The organism is Lyngbya sp. CCY1209 (assembly GCF_055795065.1).
This window is the reverse complement of the sequence record NZ_JAYFER010000174.1, coordinates 1-4,839: the sequence shown is the minus strand read 5'-3', so window position 1 is coordinate 4,839 and position 4,839 is coordinate 1. Positions and strand designations below refer to the sequence as shown.

General features: G+C 57.7%; 3 protein-coding genes. All 3 read left to right on the top strand.

What is annotated here, in order from left to right; genetic code table 11:
• Positions 1-348: 348 nt before the first annotated feature.
• Positions 349-1,758, top strand: coding sequence for a GAF domain-containing SpoIIE family protein phosphatase (locus tag AC0QHF_RS02660; RefSeq protein WP_324702634.1), 1,410 nt, complete (start codon positions 349-351; stop codon positions 1,756-1,758).
• Between the two features lie 267 nt (positions 1,759-2,025).
• Complete coding sequence (locus AC0QHF_RS02655; protein ID WP_324702633.1) at positions 2,026-2,493, top strand: Fur family transcriptional regulator; 468 nt, start codon at positions 2,026-2,028, stop codon at positions 2,491-2,493.
• Between the two features lie 364 nt (positions 2,494-2,857).
• A partial coding sequence (locus AC0QHF_RS02650; RefSeq protein ID WP_324702632.1) for a hypothetical protein occupies positions 2,858-4,839 on the top strand: 1,982 nt, incomplete at its 3' end.

The following is a 4,839-nucleotide window of genomic DNA, read 5'->3' as shown; positions in this document are numbered from 1 at the left end:
CGCTGCGCGCGGTCCTCGGCAGTCGGTATTAGGGAGTCGGAAACTGAAACGGCTTTTCTATAAGGGTTTGAAAATTTATGACCCCATTTCAACTGTAACCACGTGAGCGCTCGTTGCTATATATAGCAATAAGCGCTCGCGTGGCAACCGGTTTAAATCGGGTCAGAAACAAGGGGAGGTCGCCCCTTGTTTGAGTTCCTGACTCCCGATTCTCGACTCCCGCGCGCAGCGCTATCAAATGTTTTTTCGGTATTTTTTTCGATGCCGACCTCCCGAGGCTGAGAGACAACAATGAGGCGCCACTGCTTTATACTAAAAATTAGTTGTCTCTTTTTATTCAGCCGAATTATGGGCATCAATACACCTCCTCTGTGGCTGCAATCGGAAAATTCCAATCTCGTCGCCGAAATTGCACTGCGGATTCGCCGCTCTCTGGATCTGAATGAAATCCTCAACTCGGCGGTGCAGGAAGTGCGGGAATTGTTGGAAACCGATCGCGTCGTGATCTACCGCTTTTTACCAGATTGGAGTGGGGAAGTCTCCGTGGAGTCCGTGGGGGATGACTGGCGGCCGATCATCCACGAAATCATCCACGATACCTGCTTCATGAATGGGTGGGACAAACCCTACCGCCAGGGTCACGTCAGCGCCATCGAAGACATCCAAAATTGCGACATTCACCCCTGTTATGTCGAATTATTAGAAAGTTTGCAAGTTCGGGCGAATTTTGTCGTCCCCATTCTCCAACGCCCCGAATCTCCTGGCGAAGAAGAGCATCTCTGGGGATTGCTGATCGCGCACCACTGCCGCGGACCGAGGCACTGGCACAGCACCGAAGTCGATATTCTCACCCAACTCGCCACCCAACTGGCGATCGCTATCCGACAGGCGGAAATGCACCAACAACTGCAAGAAGAACTGACGCAACGCCAGCGGGCCCAGGCCGAGTTGATCCGCGCCAACGATAAAATCATGCGCCTCAACGACCGTTTGAAGACGGAAAACCTGAGACTGAGTGCCGAACTCGACATCACCCGCCAACTCCAGGAAATGATCCTTCCCACACCGGAAGAATTGAAACTAATTCCCGACCTCGACATCGCGACGTACATGAAACCGGCGGCAGAAGTGGGGGGAGATTACTACGATATTTTGCAGCACAAAGGTCGGGTCAAGATTGGCATCGGCGACGTCACCGGACACGGGTTGGAAAGCGGGATGTTGATGATGATGGTTCAAACAGCCGTGCGAACGCTTTTGACCCACGACGAGAAAGATGCGGTGAAGTTTTTGAAAACAGTGAACCGCACAATTTACGACAATGTAGAACGCATGAAATCCGAGAAAAATCTGACCTTGATGCTGTTGGATTATTGTCGAAATCTGTTGGAGATCAGCGGCCAGCACGAACAGGCGATCGTGGTGCGATCGGGGCCGTCTCCCCGGGCCGAAATTCTCGACACCATCGACCTGGGGTTTCCGGTGGGATTGGAGCCGGAAATCGGCCAATTCATCAATAAAATACACGTCAAACTCCACCCCGGCGATGTGGTCGTCCTGTTCACGGACGGAATTACGGAGGCCGAAAATACCCAGGGAATGCAGTACGGCCTCGATCGCCTCTGCGAAGGCATCGTCCGCCACCACGACCGCTCGGCCGAAGCGATCAAAGATGCGATCGTCACGGACGTTTACAATCACATCGGCCGGCAGCGCATTTTTGACGACATTACGTTGATCGTCTTGAAACAAAAATGACGGCAAGATGGGAACGTTAAAGCCGGGGCAAGCCGGTGCCCTGGCCGAATCGCTCCGGTCCGGTCCGGTTTCCGCCGGCCGACGAACCCGGAGCAGACCGGGGGTCGATGCCGGAGGAGAACGACTCGTCCGCAGAGATGGCACCGCCTCCCCCGCGACTCGAACCCCCGCCACCTCTGAGATAAAATGAGATCCGGGCGGATCGAGTCTGCAGACCGGATCGAGCAACCTCTTACAACGTAGATGGAGAACATTGAGGCGATAGTTGTGAAACCGATTAGTTCGTTAGAAGATGCTTTGAATCGCTGTCAGGCCCAAGGAATGCGGCTGAGTCGCCAACGTCGCTTCATCCTCGAATTACTCTGGCAAGTGCGGGAACACCTCTCGGCCCGCGACATTTACGACCGATTGAATCAACAGGGGAAGGCGATCGGGCACACCTCGGTCTATCAAAACTTGGAGGCTCTGTCGCGGGAAAATATCATCGAGTGCCTCGAGCGGTCAGGCGGCCGCCTCTACGGCTACGTCAGCGATTCTCACTCCCACGTCAACTGTTTAGATACCCAGCAAATCCTCGACATTCACATCGAACTACCCGAAGCCATCATCCGCCAGGTGGAGGAACAAACCGGAGTCAAAATTACCGACTACCAGATCGACTTTTTCGGGTACCGTTCCCCGGACTCGGCCGTCGAGGGTTCGTCGGAGGCGGACGAAACCCGAAAGGCGTCCTGAATGCGGGCGTCAGTTCAATTGACAATTGATCGTGTCAATTGAACGGCTCCGCCCCCGGGGTTAACAATTCTTCAAATTGAGTCCGAAAGCGGTTTCGAGGGCATAAATTTTGCAGATTGAACGGCAAATGTTGCCCATCTGGGCTCCAAAGCGTTTAAGATAACAGTCGATCGGGTCTGGAATTCCCGGGCAGATGGCACAGACCGAGCGCAGTTCGATTCTACGAATCGTCCGGTCGAGATTCGGTGGATGTAGCGTCCGCCCCGGCGTTCGAGTCCGGTTTGGAAAAACCAGGGACCGCATTCGGCGCCCGTCCCCGACCGGGTTGGGTTTAACCTATGGATGAAAGGAAGATGGTGAAGTCATGGCGACCCCCCAATTTGAACACTCTCGGCAACCTGCCTTAGAAGGTGAATCGTCCGTCGATGTCACGCTCACCGACGAAATGGCGATCGCCGACAATAGCAACGATCGACTCGCGACGACCTCCAAACCGCCGGCCCGCTTGCGGGTGCCGAAGGGATTTTGGGGATGGCAACTCCTGTGGCTGATCGTCCTGCTGGGCTTCGGGACGACGGCGACGGGGGCGCTGTTGTGGCTGCTCACGACTCCCCCACCGCCGAATTGCGAAGAAATTTCGGCCCTGTCCCCCTCGGGCGATCGCCTCTACTGCGCCGACCGCGCCACCAAATCCGGCGAGTTGAAGGACATCCAGGCCGCCTTTGCCCTGGTGCAGAGCTGGCCCGAAGACCACCCCCTACAGACTCAGGCGAAACAGATGATGCGAGAGTGGTCCAAACGGCTGATTGTCTACGCCAACCAGAAGATCGACGCGGGGGATTTGCAGGGGGCCCTGGCGATGGTGGCGGTGGTGCCGAAGGACTCCCCGGCCTACGCGGAAGTCGAACGGGCGATCGCGGGTTGGAAAAATGACTGGGACGACGGTCAACGGCTGGCCGACCGCGCCTCCGAGGCCCTCAAATATCAAAACTGGGACCAGGCGTTCCATTATATCCAAGCCCTGAGCAAGTTGAACAATATCCACTGGAGCGAAAAGCGGCACGACGAACTCCTCGACCGCATGGGCCTGGAAAAACAGGGCGAACAGCGCCTCAAAGAAGCCCGCAACATCGCCAAACGTTCCACCCCCTCCAACCTGTCGGAAGCCATCGCCCTGGCCAAGAGAATTGACCCCCAACTCTACGTTTTCGCCGTCGCCCAAGATGACATCAAAAACTGGGGCCGCGACCTGCTGAACCTGGCCGTGGAGGCGACGGAGGAAGACAATTTCCAGAAGGCGATCGAAATCGCCCAACTGATCCCGTCCGACTCGCCCTTCTACCCGGAAGCCCAGGATGTCATCGTCCTCACCCAAATTCAACGGGTCAGTTCCGACCGGGCTTCCGGGGGGCCTTTCCTGTACCAGATCGCCACTTTGATCGAAGGTCGGGCGGCCCTGGACAAAATCGCCGCGGCCCCCGACGGCATCCCGGAGATCTACCAGCCGGTGTATGAGGAAGCCAAAACTCAGATGGACCGAGTGTCGGGACAGGTCCAAGATCTCGTCAGCCTGCAGTTGGCGAGCGCGGTGGCGAAGGTCGGCCACCCCTGGGCCCTGCAGTTGGCGATCGACCAGGCCGGAACCATCGCCCCCGATCGCCCCCGCCGCATCCACGCCCAAACCCTGGTCGCCCACTGGCGCAAAGAGGTGCAGCGCATCGAAGACCGCCCCTACATCGCCGTCGCCCGGGAACTCGCCCGCACGGAAACCGTGGATGGATTCCGGGCCGCCGTCGCCTACGCCCGGGAAGTGGAACTCGGACGTCCCCTGCGGATCGAGGCCCAGACCTTGATCGCCGAGTGGACGAAGCGAATTGAGATCATCGAAGACCAGCCGCTCCTCAACGAAGCCCTGGCCCTGGCTGGGGAAGATAACCTGAGCGGGGCGATCGACAAGGCCTCCGAAATCAAGCCCGGTCGCGCCCTCTACGCCGAAGCTCAGGATAAAATTGCCGGGTGGGTGAGCGAAATTCAGATCGCCCAAGACCAGCCCTTTTTGGACCGCGCCTACGACCTGGCCGGCCAGGGTAGCCTCAGCGCCGCCATCTCCGAAGCCTCCCGCATCGGGTACGGCCGCGCCCTCTACTACGAAGCCCAAAACGCGATCGCCCGGTGGGCGGCGGAACGGGATGCCATCTGGGCCGCCCAACAGCAGAGACGGGGATCTTACGCCTCCTCCCGGGACGAACCCTCCGGATATTCCGACAATTCCGGCTACTCCGGATATTCCGACAACTCCGGCTACTCCGGATATTCCGACAACTCCGGCTACTCCGGATATTCCGA

Excerpts from the sequence above, each read along its gene's own strand:
- AC0QHF_RS02660 (WP_324702634.1), top strand. The coding sequence starts at position 349 with ATGGGCATCAATACACCTCCTCTGTGGCTGCAATCGGAAAATTCCAAT.